Annotated in this window: 17 protein-coding genes; 11 read left to right on the top strand and 6 right to left on the bottom strand. The window is 40.5% G+C overall.

Annotation, left to right across the window (positions count from 1 at the left end; all coding sequences use genetic code 11):
- Positions 1-4: 4 nt before the first annotated feature.
- From ACFQ19_RS07965 to ACFQ19_RS07930, 8 genes are all read left to right on the top strand, one after another.
- The gene (locus tag ACFQ19_RS07965; RefSeq protein ID WP_379591549.1) at positions 5-631 is read left to right on the top strand and encodes a bifunctional 4-hydroxy-2-oxoglutarate aldolase/2-dehydro-3-deoxy-phosphogluconate aldolase; all 627 of its coding nucleotides are present in this window, start codon (positions 5-7) and stop codon (positions 629-631) included.
- A 129-nt stretch (positions 632-760) separates the two neighbouring features.
- Positions 761-1,795 carry a TRAP transporter substrate-binding protein gene (locus ACFQ19_RS07960; protein WP_379591548.1) on the top strand — a complete coding sequence of 345 codons (1,035 nt, stop codon included), beginning with the start codon at positions 761-763 and terminating at the stop codon, positions 1,793-1,795.
- Between the two features lie 23 nt (positions 1,796-1,818).
- Positions 1,819-2,304 (top strand): TRAP transporter small permease, encoded by a 486-nt coding sequence (locus ACFQ19_RS07955; RefSeq protein ID WP_379591547.1) that lies wholly within the window; start codon positions 1,819-1,821, stop codon positions 2,302-2,304.
- Entirely contained in the window at positions 2,304-3,590 is a 1,287-nt protein-coding gene (locus ACFQ19_RS07950; RefSeq protein ID WP_379591546.1) for a TRAP transporter large permease, read from the top strand. Before ACFQ19_RS07955 ends, ACFQ19_RS07950 begins: the two co-directional genes overlap by 1 nt.
- Positions 3,591-4,152: 562 nt before the next feature.
- Positions 4,153-4,827, top strand: coding sequence for a ribose 5-phosphate isomerase A (gene rpiA, locus ACFQ19_RS07945; protein WP_379591545.1), 675 nt, complete (start codon positions 4,153-4,155; stop codon positions 4,825-4,827).
- A 22-nt stretch (positions 4,828-4,849) separates the two neighbouring features.
- A complete protein-coding gene (locus ACFQ19_RS07940) occupies positions 4,850-5,800 on the top strand; it encodes a sugar kinase (protein ID WP_379591544.1) in 951 nt (316 codons plus the stop codon).
- Positions 5,801-5,812: 12 nt separating this feature from the next.
- Complete coding sequence (gene hxlA / locus ACFQ19_RS07935) at positions 5,813-6,433, top strand: 3-hexulose-6-phosphate synthase (protein WP_379591543.1); 621 nt, start codon at positions 5,813-5,815, stop codon at positions 6,431-6,433.
- A gap of 241 nt (positions 6,434-6,674) precedes the next feature.
- Complete coding sequence (locus ACFQ19_RS07930) at positions 6,675-7,637, top strand: Gfo/Idh/MocA family protein (RefSeq protein ID WP_379591542.1); 963 nt, start codon at positions 6,675-6,677, stop codon at positions 7,635-7,637.
- 267 nt (positions 7,638-7,904) lie between these two features.
- Here the strand turns inward: ACFQ19_RS07930 and ACFQ19_RS07925 are convergent, their stop codons facing one another.
- Positions 7,905-8,375, bottom strand: coding sequence for an Hsp20/alpha crystallin family protein (locus ACFQ19_RS07925; RefSeq protein ID WP_379591541.1), 471 nt, complete (start codon positions 8,373-8,375; stop codon positions 7,905-7,907).
- Positions 8,376-8,755: 380 nt separating this feature from the next.
- On the opposite strand from ACFQ19_RS07925, the gene purU reads away from it, so the two are divergent.
- Positions 8,756-9,655, top strand: coding sequence for a formyltetrahydrofolate deformylase (gene purU, locus ACFQ19_RS07920; protein ID WP_379591540.1), 900 nt, complete (start codon positions 8,756-8,758; stop codon positions 9,653-9,655).
- A 126-nt stretch (positions 9,656-9,781) separates the two neighbouring features.
- Here the strand turns inward: purU and ACFQ19_RS07915 are convergent, their stop codons facing one another.
- Together ACFQ19_RS07915 and pdxR are read right to left on the bottom strand one after the other, a co-directional pair.
- On the bottom strand, positions 9,782-11,197 hold the full coding sequence (locus tag ACFQ19_RS07915; protein WP_379591539.1) for an alanine/glycine:cation symporter family protein: 1,416 nt from the start codon (positions 11,195-11,197) through the stop codon (positions 9,782-9,784).
- A 251-nt stretch (positions 11,198-11,448) separates the two neighbouring features.
- Positions 11,449-12,846: a MocR-like pyridoxine biosynthesis transcription factor PdxR gene (gene pdxR, locus ACFQ19_RS07910; RefSeq protein ID WP_379591538.1), complete on the bottom strand. Its 1,398-nt coding sequence runs from the start codon at positions 12,844-12,846 to the stop codon at positions 11,449-11,451.
- Between the two features lie 117 nt (positions 12,847-12,963).
- On the opposite strand from pdxR, the gene pdxS reads away from it, so the two are divergent.
- Both pdxS and pdxT read left to right on the top strand, forming a co-directional pair.
- Entirely contained in the window at positions 12,964-13,854 is an 891-nt protein-coding gene (gene pdxS, locus ACFQ19_RS07905) for a pyridoxal 5'-phosphate synthase lyase subunit PdxS (RefSeq protein ID WP_379591537.1), read from the top strand.
- 23 nt (positions 13,855-13,877) lie between these two features.
- Positions 13,878-14,483 (top strand): pyridoxal 5'-phosphate synthase glutaminase subunit PdxT, encoded by a 606-nt coding sequence (gene pdxT / locus ACFQ19_RS07900; protein WP_379591536.1) that lies wholly within the window; start codon positions 13,878-13,880, stop codon positions 14,481-14,483.
- Between the two features lie 192 nt (positions 14,484-14,675).
- Here the strand turns inward: pdxT and ACFQ19_RS07895 are convergent, their stop codons facing one another.
- Genes ACFQ19_RS07895 through coaW form a run of 3 tightly spaced genes read right to left on the bottom strand, consistent with a single transcriptional unit; the run spans position 14,676 to position 16,927 of the window.
- On the bottom strand, positions 14,676-14,939 hold the full coding sequence (locus tag ACFQ19_RS07895; protein ID WP_379591585.1) for a DUF3006 domain-containing protein: 264 nt from the start codon (positions 14,937-14,939) through the stop codon (positions 14,676-14,678).
- A gap of 15 nt (positions 14,940-14,954) precedes the next feature.
- A complete protein-coding gene (locus ACFQ19_RS07890; protein ID WP_379591535.1) occupies positions 14,955-16,112 on the bottom strand; it encodes an MBL fold metallo-hydrolase in 1,158 nt (385 codons plus the stop codon).
- 29 nt (positions 16,113-16,141) lie between these two features.
- Positions 16,142-16,927, bottom strand: coding sequence for a type II pantothenate kinase (gene coaW / locus ACFQ19_RS07885; protein WP_379591534.1), 786 nt, complete (start codon positions 16,925-16,927; stop codon positions 16,142-16,144).
- Positions 16,928-17,074: the final 147 nt, after the last annotated feature.

The raw sequence follows: 17,074 nt of genomic DNA, 5'->3' as shown, positions 1-17,074 counted from the left end.
TGATATGACTATTATTGAAGGAATCAAAAAAGAGAAAGTAGTAGCGGTTATTCGCAAATCCAGTGAAGAAAATATTGTAGACATTCTGGAAGCTTTGGCGGAAGGCGGTATTCATCATGTTGAAATCACAGCAGAAACGCCGAATGTCAATGCCATTATTGAAAAAGCGGCAGCAAATGTAGATGCATCGATTAAAGTCGGCGCAGGAACTGTATTGGATCCAGAAACAGCACGTTCTGTTATTTTGGCAGGCGCATCCTTCGTTGTGGCTCCAACATGGAATTTACAAACTTTACAGCTTTGCCAGCGTTATGGAGTAGAACATATCCCGGGCGTTCTTACACCAACAGAAATAACGACCGCATATGAACACGGAGCCCGTATGGTGAAAGTATTTCCAGCTGATGCTGTCGGACCTAAATATATTAAAAATATCCGCGGTCCGCTTCCTCATGTAACTGCTATGGTAACAGGCGGAATTACCAAAGATAATTTAAGAGAATATCTGGATAATGGCAGTGCAGCTGTCGGGCTTGGCAGTAATCTGGTAGACGCCACCAAACTGAAAACAGCAGAAGATTATAAAGCGCTGACAGAACGTGCGAAGGAATTTATTGCATTGGCCAAGTAAAAAGCCTAGACGAAGAGAAAGAGCTGCAGAAATGAGTTGGGCGCCATCGTGATGTCTATCTCATTTCTGCAAACAATCATTTACGGACAAGAGATGCACTCATTTTTTAGCAGAAAAGGGAGGTTACGAATGATGAAAATGAATAAATGCGTTTTCATTTCCTGTGTGGTTGCGGCATTGTTCTTTTTCTTGGCCGCTTGTGGGAACGATGAACTTGAGGAGGAAGAAGACGGGACGCTAAAAATTATTGCAGCACATAATCAGACATCACCTGATAATCCTTATCAAGCTGGACTTTTAAAATTTAAAGAAGTTGTGGAAGAAGAGTCGGATGGTGCTATCGAAGTTGAAGTTCATGCCGGAACAATTGGTACAGAAGAAGATGAACTGGTTGAAAAACTCCAGCTGGGAGCAGCGGATGTTGTTGTTGTTTCACCTGGATTTATGACGCAAACCGGAATACGTGAAGTCGATTTATTCTCTGCTCCGTATTTATTCAATGATTATGAGCATTGGCTCCGTACTGTAGATGGAGAAGTTGGGGAGGAAATGGCGCAAATTATCAATGAAAAATCAGATAACTCTTTTAAATTATTAGGTTATTGGTCAGCTGGAACAAGACATTATTATGGAAAACAACCAGTCGAATCAACGGAGGATATGAGAGGGTTATCATTCCGGACGCAAACATCTGGTGTCGTATCGGACTTTTGGACAGAAGTTGGTGCCATTCCATCAGGTATATCCTGGGGAGAACTATACCAAGGATTGCAACAAGATGTTGTTGACTCTTCTGAAAACGCATACCCATTTTTTGTACAGCAATCTCATCATACAACTCCAAATGGACAGTATATCAGCGAGACTGCTCATGATTATACAACGCGTTTTCTTCTGATAAACGGAGAGCGATTTGATAATTTAGATGAAAATCAGCAGCAAATCGTGTCGGAAGCGGCAGAGGCATCTGTTGAAACAGAACGTGAAGTAACATTAGAGCAAGACGAGGAATACAAACAGCAAGCCATTGAAGAGGGGGCAGAAGTTAATGAAGTGAACCGCGAGCCCTTTATTGAAATAGCGCAGCCAATTTTAGATGACTTTGCAGAGGAAATTGAAGTCGAAGAAATGCTTGAAAAAATCCGCGCTCTAGCAGAGGAGTAAAAAGGGGGGGGGGGAGAGACCAGATGAAAAAAACGATACAGGCGCTGGAAAAAGCACAAATCACGATCGGAATTATTTTTTTATGTACATTCTTTTTTGTTATTGTTTTACAAATTGTGACGCGACAATTAGGAATATCCATTATCTGGACGGAAGAAGCAGCTAATTACTCCTTTATTTGGGCTGTGTTTATGGGGGCTGCAGTTATGGTTAATCGCCGGGAACATTTTAACTTTGATTTCTTGCAGCAAAAGTTGAAAGGCAAGAAAAGAATTTTTTTAAGTCTATTTAATGATAGTGTTTTAATTATCTTTAATGTATGTATCTTTTTATTAGGCTTGCAGGTTGTTAATGAGTTTTGGAATTATACATGGTCTACACTTCCGGAAATGAAAATGGGGTATGTCTGGATTGCTATACCAATTATGGCAGGTACAATGCTGGTTTATACACTATCTCATATGGTCCAGCATGTGCAGCATTTAAAAGCAAAGGAGGTTCATGAATAATGGGATTTTTGCTGTTAATTTTATTCTTAGTCTTGATGTTTATCGGTGTACCGATTGCTTTTGTTATAGGAATAGTAGCTTTAATTGGCATTTTGACCATTCCTTATACTCCGGAAGCAACTGTCGCTATGACGATGGTAAATGGGCTGGATTCGTTTGTATTGATTGCTGTTCCATTATTTATTCTGGCAGCTAATCTGATGAATTCTGGAAAGATTTCTGAAAAGCTGATTGACTTTGCTTTGGCCATTGTCGGACCGATTCGCGGGGGATTAGCACATGCAAACGTGTTAGTTTCGATGATGTTTGCTGGTGTGTCTGGAGCATCGCAGGCAGATACAGCCGGCGTAGGGAAAATTCTTATTCCCAGTATGGAGCGTAAAGGCTATGATAAAGAAACGTCTGTAGGGGTTACAGCCGCATCTTCAACTGTCGGAGTAATCATCCCTCCAAGTATTCCAATGATTATTTTTGCAGGGCTGACGAATGCTTCAGTTGGAGCTTTATTCTTGGGAGGAATTATTCCCGGAATTTTAATCGGTTTAGGGATGATGATTTTAATTTATGTGATAGCAGTTAAAAGAAACTATCCCAAGGATAAGCGCGTTGAAATGAAGAAATTGTTTACATTATTTTTAGATGCATTTCCAGCTTTATTAACCCCTGTTATTATTATTGGAGGCATTATATCTGGCTTTTTCACTGCTACAGAAGCTGCAGCAGTAGCGTCTATTTATACAGCAATTGTTTGTATGTTTTATTATAAAACATTAAAAATGAAAGATTTTCCAAAGATTTTATTTGATACACTGGCACTCAGCTCTTTGTCATTATTCGCTCTGGCAGCAGCCAGCGCTCTTGGAGAATTGATGAGCTATTACCAATTGGGAGCGACTGCACAAGCATTTTTCGAAAATAATATTGGTTCACAATGGTTGTTTATTCTTATTATTATTGCGTTTTTCTTATTCGTTGGTACGTTTATGGATGCGATTCCAGCAATGATTCTGTTTGTACCTATTATTTTACCGACTGCTTTAGAATTCGGAATGGATCCGGTGCATCTAGGATTAATTGTTATTATGACACTTGCAATTGGATTAATTACGCCGCCATATGGGCTTTGTTTGCTGCTTGCAGCAAAAATAGGGAATATGTCGATAGAACGGTCCTTTGTAGCAGTCGTTCCATATATTGCCATTGTGTTGATTGTTCTCTTGTTTGTAGCTTTCTTGCCGGATATGGCATTCTATATTCCTGAATTAATCAGCCCATCCTTATTTTAAAAACTCAACTTTTGCACTTTAAAAAGTAACTTCCTTTCCATAAGAACAAGGGTAAGGTGTAAGGCTACCGCCTCCGCTAGTGGGGTGTTCATTATATGAAATAGCTGAACGAATAAAAGTTAGATAAGACAAAACACATTTTTCGAGGTGCATGGTAAAAATGTTCAGTAATTATTCCTTTCTGGGCATGAAAGCTATGTTCGGTATGAACGATAGATTCGTGCTGCCATGAGTTGAATTTCTAAATCAACCATTTGAAACACCAGAATAATTGTTTATTAAGCTTAAAAAAGCGATTATCTCATCTCACTTCATCAGGGTGTTATTTCTTCCAAGCGCTGAAGCATCCTATCAGAGCGCAAGCCCCTGGAAAGCGGAGGGCTTGGCCGGAGCGGTAGCTATACAGCCTATCCTGTTCAAAAAATAAAAGGACGCTCTAAAGAAAAGCAAGTATGATAACAGAGTTCAGTTCATGTTCATCCTGGTACAGCAGGAGTTATATGCTTATTCTTAGGTGCGAAAGCCGAGTTAATAAAATATTTAAAAAGGAGGCTTACAAAAAATGGAGCTATCTGATAAACAGCTTGCGGCAGAGAAAGCCGCTGAACAGGTGAAAGATGGGATGGTACTTGGAATCGGCTCGGGTTCAACGGTTAATTATATGTTACAAAAACTTGCCGAACGAATAGAAACAGAAGGGATTCAGATAAAAGGAATTCCTTCTTCTAAAAAAACGGAGAAGTTAGCAAACGAACTTGGTATTTCACTGACCACCTTTGCTGAACATCATCATATAGACCTTGCTATTGATGGCGCCGATGAAATAGATGAACATTTTCAACTCGCTAAAGGGGGCGGAGGTTCACTGGTTCGGGAAAAGATGGTTGATAGTCATGCAGATTATTTTATTGTGATTGCAGGGGCAGACAAATTGGTAAAAAGATTAGGAGCTTTTCCTTTACCTGTAGAAGTGATTCCTTTTGGCTGGGAAGTAACGGAAAAAAAGCTTCAGGAATTAGGGTGTCAAACGACCTTGCGATACCAGGAAGAAAAGCCGTTTGTATCGGATAATGGCAATTATATTATTGATTGCCAATTTAAAAGCATAGAAGAGCCGGAAAACGTGCATAAGGAAATAAAAGCGCTGCTTGGTGTAGTAGAAACAGGTATATTTATAAATATGGTGAATGAAGTCATTATTTCGGAAAACGGAAAAATAAAGGTTGTTAAACCGTAGAATGGAAACTGGAGGGAATAAAATGAAAGACGTTATTACATTAGGAGAGGCGATGATTGTTTTTAATCCGGAAGCAACAGGGCCGATGAAATTTGTGAATGGGTTTAAAAAACATATTGGAGGTGCTGAGCTGAATGTAGTTGTCGGTTGTTCACGTCTTGGTCTTCGTACAGGATATATCAGTAATCTGGGAAATGACGAGTTTGGGAAAACGATTCTTACATTTGCAAGGGGAGAAGGCGTTGATGTACAGGAAGTGAATCTGGTTGACGGCTATCCGACGTCATTAAATTTTAAAGAAATAATGGAAGATGGCAGTGTGAAAGTCTTTTTTTACCGTGATAAGTCGCCTACTTTAGCGATGAAGCCGGCAGCATTAAACGAATCCTATATAAAAAATGCACGGGTACTGCATTTAACCGGTATCTTCCCGGCTATTGGCGGAAATAACCTGGAAGTGATGATGGAAGCAATCCGTCTGGCCAAAAAACATGATGTAAAAATTGCTTTTGATCCGAATATCCGTCTGAAGATGTGGACAAAAGAAGAAGCACGAAAGGTATTATTAGATATTCTTCCACATGTGGATATTTTGCTCACGGGAGAAGATGAAATGGATATTATTATCGGCGAGCGTGAGCCGGAAGCAATTATTGAGAAAACCAAAGAATTTGCTATCCCGACTGTCATTATTAAACGCGGTGAACAAGGTTCTGTGGGATATGATCAAGGGAAAACGATCCAGGCAGAACCTGTCCAAGCTTCCAAAGTGGTGGATACGGTTGGAGCTGGTGACGGATTTGATGCCGGTTTTCTGTATGGTTATCTTCATAACTGGGATTTAGAACGCAGCCTGCATTTTGCAAATACGATCGGATCTATGGTTGTTGGGATTGCTGGAGATAACGAAGGCTTGCCATATTATGAAGATGTACAAGAAAGATTGGGAGAAGTAGAACGGATTGATCGGTAAGGAGGATTCCTATTGAGATTGCAATTAGCATTAGATCGGTTACCAAAGGATAAATGTATCCAATTGGCAGAGGACACGAAGGCATATGTCGATATCATTGAAATCGGCACAGGAGTCATCAAAGCGTACGGGATGTCTATTGTTCAGGAGATGCGCAGGCTTTTTCCGGAAAAAACAATTCTCGCAGATATGAAAACCTGTGATGCCGCAAAACATGAAGTAAGGCAGGCTCTGGAAGCGGGCGCTGATATAACAACTGTGATGGGATTTTCGGCAGATGCTTCGATTAAAGACGCCTTACAGGAAGCGGAGAAATTAGGCGGACAAATTATGATTGATTTGCTGGGAATCCAATCTAAAAATCGTGTCGAAGAATTGGCCTCTTTAGGCGTTGAGCTGGTAAGTCTTCATGTGGGGAAAGACCAGCAAAAGGAAGGGGCTTTTCATGAAGATTTATTCCAATTAACAGAAGGGGCCGGATTGGCAGTTGCTGTAGCTGGAGGAATTAATGAAGATTCCATTGTCGGTATTGTCGAAAATCATCCAGCTATCATTATTGTCGGCAGTACAATAACCGGGCAGGAAAATCCACAAGAAATAGCAGCGACATTAAAAGCTTATATGGTGCATTAAAGCAATAGAGAGCTTTTCCGGTTCCGGTATTCACAAAAAAGTATAGGCCTAGCGCGGGGGCTTGTCCAACTCTACGGAGAACGGTAATGGCACTTACTAGAATAACACAGGTTTTGACAACCTGTGTTATTCTAGTATTAATCAGCAAAAAGGTGATGATTAGGATGAGAAAAGTATCTTTTAAAAATTCAATCATCTTTAGTATAATAGAATTATTAAACCATAAGAAAGGTTGATTCGTATGAAATTAGGCACCATTGGATCTGGTAAAATTGTTCAGGAGATGTTACGTGCGATTGAGCCGGTTGAAGGAGTAACCCCGGTTGCTGCATATTCCAGAAAGCAAGAAACAGCGGATGAATTGGCTGGAGAGTTTCAAATTCCGAAAACCTATACGTCATTGGAATCCTTTTTTGCTGATGAAGAGATAGATACGGTATATATTGCTTCGCCCAATAAACTGCATACGAAGCAGGCTTTGCAGGCGATAGAAAATAAAAAGCATGTTATTTGTGAAAAACCCTTTACCCCGACTGCAGAAGAAGCGAAAGAACTGAAAGAAGCAGCGAAACAAAATCATGTATTTGTTTTTGAAGCGATCCCGACATTATTTTTACCTAACTTTCTAGAGTTGTCAGAACATATTGAACGGCTGGGAGATATTCGGTTAATTCAATGTAATTACAGTCAATATTCCAGCCGCTATGATCAATTAAAAGCTGGTGAAGTAACCAATATGTTTGACCCTGCATTTGCAGGCGGAGCATTAGCTGATATCAATGTCTATAATCTGCATTTTGTTATGCGCTTGTTTGGAAAGCCTTCAGAGGTTGTTTATAAAGCGAACCTATTTGATAATGGCGTGGATACCTCTGGTATTGCTTTGCTATCGTATCCCGGTTTTCAAGCAAGTTGTGTCGGATCAAAGGATACAACCGGCGAAAACTTTGTCTCCATCCAAGGAGAAAAAGGATATATGTATATTAAGCCCGGTGCCAATGGTGCCAAAAGTGTGAAACTCACCATTGACGGCAAAACGAAAGATATTTCCGTGAAACAGGATCGTGCACGGCTTTCTTATGAGTTTATTCACTTTAATCGGATGATCAGCAACAAAGATGAAAAAACATTTGAGGAATTAATCGACCATACGATTGCCGTTGCGGAAGTGTTAGAAGATGCACGGAGTCAGACAGGAATGTAAAAGAAGATTAAAAGGGCTGCCATCAAATGCAAATCATGCATTTTGCGGCAGCCCTTTTTGCTTGTGAAGAAAAAGTTCTTTAAGTGCGTGTTCAAAAAGTTCGATAAAAAGGACCAAGAAGTTCCGGGCGACGTGTTTTTTCCGAACGGAGCCGTATGCTTCTAAATACGTGCGTATCGGAAAAAAACACGTCAACGCAGAAATTTGCAGTGTTATTTTTGTTGGACTTTTTGAACATCCTTTTTAAGATAGTATTTTAACTGTATCCTAGTCCTTAATATCTATAACATGGGACGGTATGGACTGTTTTGGGATATTTATCATTAAAATTCCATGTTCAAGGGTTGCTGTTATGCTGTTTTTTGGTATATTAAAAGAGAGTGTGACAATGCGCTCTTTGCGCTGGGTAGATTTTTTATTCACAGTTTCTTTATCTGACTGTAATGATATGGATTCATCTTTATGCAATGTTATTTTTATTTGATTTCCTATTACTTCAATTTGAATGTCTTTACGGCTGTATCCGGGAACTTCTGCTTTTACAAGAATATGTTTATCTTCTTCGATGATTTCTGCGGGGAAGTCATGAAGCACCTGCCCCTGGAAAGATTTAAAAGAACGGGAAAATAAATTATCCATCCGATCAACAAATTCTTGAAGGGGGGAAAAATCAATATTCCAATTTTCAGGAAACACCTTCTTTTTATCTGAATGGGGGTCTCGCTTACCAGAGTCCATTCGAATAACCTCCTTACGTTAACTTTGGACTGCCTTAAGATAGTGCAGGATAATCCTATTCTATGCAAACTGGGCTAAAGCTGTGCACAAATGCTTTAGGTGTATAGAAGACAACGAGAAGGGTAAGCAAGAAATGAAGATCATAATGATACGGAAATGTTTAAAATTTACATACATAAGTAATGAACAAACAACGAAGATACAGAAGATTATCAATGGACATATACGATATACGGTAATATCAACTGATAGATTTAGAATAAGCTATGCAGCCAGGTGGAAACTTCTGGCTGCATATTTCTAATAAAATACTTGACCGTGCCTCCCTTTTTCCGATAATCTATAAATTACGAATACCAATGAAGCGAGGAAGTTAGACAGTGAATATGTATACAGACAAACCAACAGATTTTTATAAAGACCGGTATGAAAATAGAGCAAGATTAATCATTAAATGTCCTGATCAGCCGGGCATTGTATCAGCAATTTCTACATTCTTATGGAATCAGCAGGCCAATATTGTATCATCGAATCAATATACACAAAATCCAAAAGGCGGAGAATTTTTTATGCGCCTTGATTTTGAATATCAACCTGGAACAAATATAGAAAAATTGAAGCAGGAATTTCAGGAAATTGCAGATCGTTTTCAAATGGAATGGCGTGTTAGCCTTGTCCACGAATTGAAAAATATCGCTATCTTTGTTTCCAAAGAGCCGCATTGTTTACTGGAGTTGTTATGGGAATGGCAAAGCGGCGATTTAATGGCCAATATTTCAGTAGTTATCAGTAATCATGAAAATTCCCGGCAATTGGTGGAAGGATTGGGGATTGATTTCTACCATCTGCCGATTACGAAAGAAACCAAACAAGAGGTAGAAGCGAAACAAAAAGACATTTTAGAGGACTATGATATTGATTTAATTGTTCTGGCAAGGTATATGCAGATTCTTTCTCCAACCTTTGTAGATGTGTTCAAAAACAGAATCATTAATATCCATCATTCCTTCTTGCCGGCATTTATTGGGGCAAAACCGTATGAACGTGCTTTTGAAAGAGGCGTAAAAATGATAGGTGCTACGTCGCACTATGTCACCAATGATTTGGATGAAGGGCCTATTATTGAGCAGGGGACAGAGCCGGTCAGTCATGAACACAATGTCGATGATTTGAAAAAAATCGGCCAGTCCATTGAACGCCGGGTGCTGGCTCAGGCTGTGAAATGGCATTTGGAAGATCGGATTATTGTATATGGAAATAAAACAATTGTATTTGAATAATAAGAGAAAAGGAGATGCTGCTCCGTTATTTGAGCGGCATCTCCTTTATTCTATTATTCGTGCACGTATGGATGATCAAAATAAAGCCTGACTGGTGGTGAAAATCAGTCAGGCTTTATTTTGATGCTACTGCTTCTCCGATTCCCGTTCCCAGCATTCGATACCAGTCTGGTCATCCAAGATATCTTTATAAAAGACAGGGTCTTTTCCTTCTTTCCGCTGCTTTACATAATCTTTTAATAAAACGTTGGCTTTTTTAAATAAGATAGAAATGGCATAAAGGTTAATCAATGCCAGTAACGCCATGGTTACATCTGCTAAAGACCAGACCAAGCCAAAGGAAGCCAGCGATCCAAACACAACCATTGCCAGTGCGGCAATACGATAGATAAACAGAATAGTTTTAGAATCTTTAATATAAGCCAGGTTGTTCTCGCCGTAATAATAATTTCCCAGAATCGAACTGAATGCGAAAAGGAAAATAGCGATGGCTATAAAAATAGCTGCCCAGTCGCCCAGCATTTGTGAGAAGGCGGTTTGGGTCAAGGCGATACCATCCGCTTCACTTCCGGCAAATCCGCCGGCTGATAAAATGATTAATCCGGTAGCCGAACAAACTAAAATTGTATCAAAGAATACACCTAATGCTTGAACTAGGCCTTGTTTCACCGGATGGCTTACTTCTGCTGTTGCTGCTGCGTTTGGTGCAGCACCCATTCCGGCTTCGTTCGAGAATAGTCCGCGTTTAATCCCTTGCATAATCGCTGCTCCTAGTCCGCCGGCAGCCACTTCACGGATACCGAAAGCATTTTCGAAAATAAGTACAAACATATCAGGCAGGGCTGTTATATTCATAATTAAGATAACAAGTGCTAATCCAATATAGATAATGGCCATAAAAGGGACAATAACCTGGGATACATTTGCAATGCTTTTTAAGCCGCCGAAAATAACGATGGCGATAAATATGGTCAAGACAACAGCAATCCAGCCGGGGTGGATATCAAACTGTGAATGAAAGGCAATACTGATGGTGTTTGATTGTACTGAATTGAATACCAGACCGTAAGTAAAAGTAATCATAATGGCAAAAATAATCCCCAGCCACCGTTTATTCATTCCTTTTTCCATATAAAACGCAGGTCCGCCGCGATATTGGTTCTGGTCTTTTTCTTTATAAAGCTGTGCTAAGGTACTTTCTACAAATCCGGTTGCAGCGCCAAGCAAAGCAATCAGCCACATCCAGAATAATGCGCCGGGGCCGCCGAGCGCAACAGCGGATGCAACACCTGCCATATTGCCGGTGCCGACCCGGGAAGCAGCACTGATTGCGAATGCCTGGAAGGAGCTGATTCCTTTTTTGCCAGAAGCATTATAGGATTGTTTATCTGCAACCGCACGAAACATTTCCGGCAGTAAGCGGAACTGAACAAACTTGGTTCTTATGGTAAAGTAAAGGCCTAAACCAAGGAGAACAATAATTAAAATATAAGACCAGAGAAAATCATTCACATGGCCCAGAATGGACTCAAAAATATCCATTATCTTCATTCCTTTCTCTGTTTGATTGATGGGCCAGTCGCCTATCATTTCTCGTATATGTTCAAGCATCTTGTGTAAAACGTTCAATCTAAAATTGCAACCCGCCTAAAATGGCAGATGAATACGTTTGGCGCAGTCATTCTGCCAAAACGCATCGATACGTTTTGAACATACACTTTAATAGAATAATTTATTATAACATAAAACGAAACTTCATTCAGTGGGAGTTTTTGCTTTTCTCCGTGATAAATTTACAGTTGAAATACATCGATTATTTGTTTGACGGCCTCTTCCAATTTTTTCTCCTGTATTCCTGCAAACCCAATCACAAATTGTGGGTAGGTGACAACCGCATCTTTTGTAGCATAATAAGAAATAGAATACAGTTTCATTTTTTGCTGTTTGGCTCTTTGGAGTATTTCTTGTTCTGTTAAGCCATTCCTTACCTCACAGACGACATGCAGTCCCGACTGTTCTCCAAGAAGCTGAATCGAAGGCTTATAAGGTTCAAAAAGTGCATGGACCAATTCAAATTTTCTTCTGTATATTTTCCGCATCCGATTTAAATGTTTTTCAAAATGACCGTCCTGGATAAAATGAGTCAGCACATGCTGGTCGATTCGTGAAACGGTAGAATGTTGAAAGGTGAGTCTGTTCCGATATTGTTCTAATAATTTTTTCGGCAAAATCATATAACTGATTCGCAGGGACGGAATGAGCGATTTCGAAAAAGAACCCAGATAAATAACCCGGTCATTAAAATCCATTTTTTTCATTGGCGGGATGGTTTTCCCTGTATAACGAAATTCACTATCATAATCATCTTCCATAATATAGCGGTTCTCTGTTTCATTGGCCCATTGCAGTAATTGGCTGCGCCGGTTGATAGAGGTAACCGTTCCATAAGGAAAATGATTGGAAGGGGTCACATAGATAAAATCAGGTTCCAAGAGATGGACTGCTTCCATGGATACGCCTTCCTCATTCATAGATAAAGGGCGCCCTAAAAAGCCGAAATGCGTAATCAATTTTACCATTAACTGATAGCCGGGGTCTTCGATGCCAAATACTGTCGAGTCCGGAAGCAGGGACAGCAGCTGCTGCATCAAAACTTCCACGCCAGCTCCGACAACGATGGTATCAGGATCACAGTCGATACCGCGTGCATGGTAAACGTAATGCGCAATGGCTTCACGCAGTGCTCTGTCACCTTGTGCTTCTCCAAGCAACAGTAAATCGTGATGGGATTCATCAATCATTTGCCGGTTTAATTTTCTCCATGTAGAAAACGGAAATGCTTCTGTATCTATTTTATTTGGGGAAAAATCGAGTAGAACAGCAGGTTCCTCCTCCTGTTTAGGAATCTCTTTATTGGTTGCCTGTTCTATAAATTCTAAATCTCCATGTGCCAGAACATAGAAACCTCTCCTTGGACGAGACGTGATATATCCTTCTGCGGCAAGCTGTTCAAAAGCTGTTTCCACTGTATTTTGGCTTACCTCCAAATGATTGGCGAGTTTACGTTTGGAAGGCAGTTTTTGCCCATGCGAAAGACGCTCTTCTATAATCTCCTGTTTAATAAATTCATAGAGCTGTTCGTATAATGCGATGTCATTTGTTTTGTCCAAATGAACGGATAGTAAATCCATGTTTTTCCTCCTCTCGAAAACTGACCCTATTAAATTTTATAAAATTGGCGCTTTCATTCATGTCATCTTATTCTTATAATAATAAAAAAATAATGAAAAATTCAAGGAGGAAGAAACATGGCAGATCGAGTAACTGGTACAGAACGTGTTAAAAGAGGGATGGCGCAAATGCAAAAAGGCGGCGTCATTATGGATGTAGTCAATAAAGAGCAGGCAAAAATTGCGGAAGAAGCTGGTGCTGTTGCTGTGATGGCTCTGGAAAAAGTGCCATCTGATATTCGTGCTGCAGGCGGTGTGGCGAGAATGGCAGATGTTGATATTGTGGAAGAAGTGATGGAAGCCGTATCGATTCCCGTCATGGCAAAGGCCCGTATCGGTCATATTGTGGAGGCACGCGTTTTAGAATCCCTGGGTGTGGATTATATTGATGAAAGTGAAGTGCTGACTCCTGCAGATGATTTATTCCATCTGAATAAAAAGCCGTTTACCGTTCCGTTTGTGTGCGGTTGCCGTGATTTAGGAGAAGCGGCCCGCCGTATTGGAGAAGGCGCTTCAATGCTGCGTACAAAGGGAGAGCCGGGAACAGGGAATATCGTGGAAGCAGTGCGTCATTTACGTGAAGTACAATCGCAAGTGAAACGAATTGTACATATAAACGAAGATGAACTGATGACAGAAGCAAAAGAGCTTGGAGCACCATTTGAAACCTTATTGCAAATAAAAGAAGAGGGAAGACTGCCGGTAGTAAACTTTGCAGCAGGCGGTGTAGCAACGCCAGCGGACGCTGCACTGATGATGGAACTCGGGGCAGACGGTGTATTTGTAGGCTCTGGTATTTTTAAATCAAAACATCCGGAAAAATTTGCCCGTTCCATTGTTGAAGCAACCACAGCTTACCAAGATTATCAGAAGATCGGGGAGCTGTCGAAAGACTTGGGTGAAGCGATGAAAGGTCTCGATATAAAAACATTGCAAGCAGAAGACAGAATGCAGGAACGCAGTTTTTAAGTCTTGGAGAAGGAGAGAGTACGATGACTGAACGTAAATATACAATCGGCATTCTCGGTATGCAAGGAGCAACTGCAGAACATGCGAATCATCTGCATCATTTGGGGCATGACGCGATTCTCATTAAAAATAAAGAACAGCTGGAGGATGTAGATGGTCTTATTATCCCTGGCGGAGAAAGTACATCTATTTGGCATTTGATGAAGCAAAATAATCTGATAGAAGCTGTTCAATCTTTTGCCCAGTTGAAAAAGCCGATTTTTGGGACATGTGCCGGACTTGTCCTGCTTGCAACAGATGAGCCAGGTATGGAGGATCCTGTAAAACTGGGATTAATGGATATTCAAGTAACAAGAAACGGATTTGGCAGACAAAAGGATAGTTTTGAAGCTGCCTTAGATGTGAAAGACATGACAACGTCTTATCCGGCAGTATTTATCCGTGCACCTTATATTGAAACGGCTGGGGAAGATGTTGCCATTTTAGCAACCTATGATGATAAAATTGTAGCCGCAAGAGAAGGTAACTTATTAGCAGCAGCTTTTCATCCGGAATTAACAGACGATAATCGATTTTTAGAGTTATTTCTTTCGATGGTGGAAGAGCAGTCGGTATCTGCGGTTTCATAAAACAGGCAGCACTCCTGTATTGGATACAGGGGGCGCTGCTTTTTTTACACGTTAGGAAAGTATAAAATTTTAGCGAAGAAGAATTTCGACGTAGTAAAAATTTTTAAGTACCAAGTATAAGTGCAACTAAGGCATTCGCGAAAGGCTTGTCGAATGCCAAGTTTTCTTTATGCGCTAAAGGAGGAAGCAGCGTTACTTTTTTCTTTTTAGCTTACTGTTCTTTTCCCTGTTTAATAATGCCTTACGCAGATCGCTGGATTTTTGTTTATTCTCCTGATCAGCTGCTGCATCAAGGGTGATTTTAGGATATGTTTCTGATGATTCTTCGATATGCACAACTGATTTTACCGTACATGCTTCAGGAAGCTCTCTGCTAGGAACGTGGATTTCCCGGTTTTCTGTTTCTATTAAAATAACAGCCAGATCCCCTTCGAAGCGGTCAATGATACCTTTCATCACTTTTCAACTCCTTTAAAAGCCGCAAATATAGCCTTCTGATTCTATATCTGCTATTCTGCTCGGTCCAAGACCATTTATATTTTCGATGTCTTCCAAACTGTCAAACGGACGTGCATCTATTATTTGCGCTGCCCGTTCTTCACCGATATGAATAATCTCTGTTAAATCTTCTTCGGAAGCACGATTTAAATCGATGCAGCTGCCTTCTTTTGTTTCTTCTTCAACAGATGAAGGGTTGTCTGGTCCATCTGGAGTTTCTTCCGCCTTTGCTTCAGTTTGTTTGTCACCTCGATTGGATGCACTCCTATCTGAATCCATTTCTGTCTCTATTGAATAAGATTCGCCGTCTGTCGTTATGACAATCGTGCCGTCAACATCCGTTCCATACGATTCTATATTTTTATCATGTAATAAATCAATGACTTCTGGACTTGGATGACCATAAGTATTATCTTCACCGGCACTATAGATTGCCGTTTGCGGCTGCACTGCATCTACAAAAGCAGGGTCGGTGGAAGTTTTGGAACCGTGATGCCCTAAATGTAAAAAGGTGCTGTTGAGAGAATTGGTTTCCATCATTTCTTTTTCTTCTTCTACACCTGCGTCTCCGGTCAGGACAAAAGAAATCTGCTCATAAGCTAAACGGACACTGACTGATTCTTCATTTACGTCACCGGATATATCCCCCGGGTACAGCACTTCCAATTCAACCGGACCTAATTCATATTCTTCCCCAGTACGCGGTTCATGGTAACCGACATCCTGAGATAAGATATTTTCCATAGCTGTCTGATACGTATTTGATGTACTTTCATTACCAGACATCCAAACTTCATCAACAGCAAAATAATCGAGCACTTTAGAAAGCTGTCCGATATGATCCGCGTCCGGGTGACTGATAATAACTAAATCGATAGCTGAGATTCCTTGCGATTCTAAATAGGGAACAACTTCATCCCCTTGCCAGTCTCCAGTATCAAACAGGATAACCGTTTCCTCGCCTTCTTCTTCGACTGTAAATAATGTGGCGTCACCTTGGCCGACATCGATAAAGTGCGCTTTAAAATCTCCTTCTACTTTCTCAGATTGAGCTGTAGCATCTGACCCTGTGTTACAGCCAGTCAGTAACATACATAGTGTAAGCAAACTAACATATAATATCTTTTTCAAAACGTCATTCTCCTTGTCCGGTTCATTCTTTATCTATCATAATATAGTGCGCCTATTGCGCCGGCATGGCTGCCTTTTTCTAAAAAAGTCAGGCGGTAGTCAAACATGCTTTCAAAAGAAGCAATAACCTGTTTTAAAAGCGGATTGCCGGACAAGGCACCGCCGATCATTACAATTTCTTTTGTGCCTAGAGAAGCTGCTGTTTTGCTTGCAAGTAAAACAATGGTTTCACCGACTAACTGTGTTAAAGCTGCCAGCTGATCCTCGGCAGAAACAGATGTATCGAGCTGGTTTTTTCCAAAATTTGCTGCAGTTAATGAAGCTTCAATTGGAGTGTAGCTGGATTGATAAATATCCGAAACCATTAAATCGCTTTTGGACCGGTCTCCTTTTGAAGCCAAATCGACTAATGTATGATAATCTGAGGTACCGGCAATGATCGCGCCAATTCCGGTAAACAATCCGCCGCCGACCCCGGTGCCGAATAAGCGTTCTTTTTGATGAAAAAAAGATGTTCCTGTTCCAATATTTACTAATAAGTATTCCGTAGCAGGCAGCTTATTTTCCTCCATCAGTAAATACTTTGTTCCTTCTAGCACACATTCAAATTCTTTGAAAATCGTAGAACGATGATTTTTCAGTGCTTCGGCTCTGCCGCCTGTTACGTGAAGGCTTGCTTCAGGAGCCATTATCTTTAGCCACTGGATAACCTCCTCCATCCGATTGGAAGAATAGGTTTTTAAGCGGAGTCTGTTATTTTCCTCGTACGCTATTTTTGTTAAAGAACCGCCAGCATCAATCCCGATTCGCTTCATTAGAATCCCCTCCATATCAATGCGATTGCAAAAGTATTTTCTTTATTGTACCATTATTAACCTTAGAACGCTCGTTCCGCTTTTATGTGATTTTATTCAAGATGTGACTGTGTGAGGAAATAAATGGGTCATATCTTGAATAAAAAG

The sequence above is a fragment of the Oceanobacillus locisalsi genome (assembly GCF_042675985.1).
GTDB classification, from domain to species: Bacteria; Bacillota; Bacilli; order Bacillales; family Amphibacillaceae; genus Oceanobacillus; species Oceanobacillus locisalsi.
Note: the sequence above shows the minus strand (reverse complement) of the source record. Positions and strands in the feature narration are given on the sequence as shown.